Genomic DNA, 1,343 nt, shown 5'->3' with positions numbered 1-1,343 from the left:
TTATTCTTACGCATTGCCCTGGGGTAAGTGTTCCTTCAAAAACTTGACCTGCAAACACGCTTCCTACTTGTGTGTAGGTTAAGCTTTTATCTGAAATACACAGCGCATAGCCATCCATTGCTGAGTTGTTATGAGCGGGTACGTTTATAGTTGACTTAACATCGCTTGCTAAAACGCGATCAACACTTTGCATTATAGAAATGGTTTCAACGTCTTTAACAGGCGTTATTGTGCCAAGTATATTTTGTATTGCAGTTTCAATTGGCAATAAACCGGGTGCATTGCAAACATCGTTCATATATATTGCTTACTTAAATCATTTTATTTTGAAACAATACTTATAATGTCAAAGCTTTACAATACATGGTTGGGTTATTTTTTGTGTGTGATATGCATGTTTTCGTGCAGCGTAAACGCAAAAGAAACGCTGCAAGTAGCCGTAGCGAGTAATTTTAAAACTGTATTGGAAACCCTACTAAAAAAATCCCCATTACCTAATGTTGACGTGAAAATATCAGCCGCTTCTAGCGGTGTTTTATATTCGCAAATAGTGCATGGCGCGCCATTTGATGTGTTTTTATCGGCCGACGATTTTCGCCCGCAATCGCTTATTAAAGAAGGTTATGCCGAGCAAAGTAGTTTGATCACTTACGCGTTAGGCGAACTTGCTTTGTGGCAACCCAAAGCTGAAAAAGTAAATGATAAAGTAGCCATTGCTAATCCGCGTTTTTCACCATACGGACGTGCCTCAGAGCACTACGCGAATAACCATTTTAAAAAACCAATAAATTATGTGTACGGGAATAATATTACGCATGCGTTTCAGTTTGTGCAAAGTGGTAATGTAGGAGTAGGGCTGGTGGCTGTTTCATCCCTAAAGGCGGCTTACCGTAACACGCAAGATCAAAAATATTTAGATTATACCGTGCTGCCTACCAATCAATATCCCGATATAATTCAACAAGGCGTTATTATTAGCTCGACTAAAAAACATGCTAGTGCTAAGCAACTTATGCAATTTTTAATGGCAGAAGCTACGCAGCAGCAGTTAATTGAATTAGGTTACAGAATAAAGGACAACAATGCTTCAAAGTGATTTAACCGCGCTGTGGTTAACTATAAAACTTGCCTTTATAACCGCAGTACTTCTTCTTATTTTTTGTATTCCTCTGGCTTACAAGCTCGCTGGCTATAACGGTAAATTTAAACCATTTTTAGAGGCATTAATTGCAATGCCTTTAGTGCTACCGCCTACGTTGTTAGGGTTTTATTTACTTGTTTTGTTTTCGCCTGATCACGCTTTTGGGCAGTTTTGGTTTTGGCTAACGGGTACGCAGCTTGCG

The 1,343-nt window shown here is 39.2% G+C and carries 1 protein-coding gene and 2 pseudogenes; 2 read left to right on the top strand and 1 reads right to left on the bottom strand.

What is annotated here, in order from left to right; all coding sequences use genetic code 11:
• A pseudogene (locus L652_RS0107670) lies at positions 1–298 on the bottom strand (molybdopterin molybdenumtransferase MoeA); the annotation flags it as partial.
• A 96-nt stretch (positions 299–394) separates the two neighbouring features.
• On the opposite strand from L652_RS0107670, the gene modA reads away from it, so the two are divergent.
• Together modA and L652_RS0107660 are read left to right on the top strand one after the other, a co-directional pair.
• A complete protein-coding gene (modA, locus tag L652_RS0107665) occupies positions 395–1,096 on the top strand; it encodes a molybdate ABC transporter substrate-binding protein (RefSeq protein WP_024594850.1) in 702 nt (233 codons plus the stop codon).
• Positions 1,083–1,343: pseudogene (locus tag L652_RS0107660) on the top strand (molybdate ABC transporter permease subunit); the annotation flags it as partial. The gene modA and the pseudogene L652_RS0107660, both read left to right, overlap by 14 nt.

It is taken from the genome of Pseudoalteromonas sp. TB25 (genome assembly GCF_000497995.1).
In the GTDB taxonomy this organism is placed as follows: domain Bacteria; phylum Pseudomonadota; class Gammaproteobacteria; order Enterobacterales; family Alteromonadaceae; genus Pseudoalteromonas; species Pseudoalteromonas distincta.
Note: the sequence above shows the minus strand (reverse complement) of the source record. Positions and strands in the feature narration are given on the sequence as shown.

What these genes read in the sequence shown, in the direction of transcription:
- modA (WP_024594850.1), top strand. Translation starts at nt 395, where the DNA reads ATGTTTTCGTGCAGCGTAAACGCAAAAGAAACGCTGCAAGTAGCCGTA.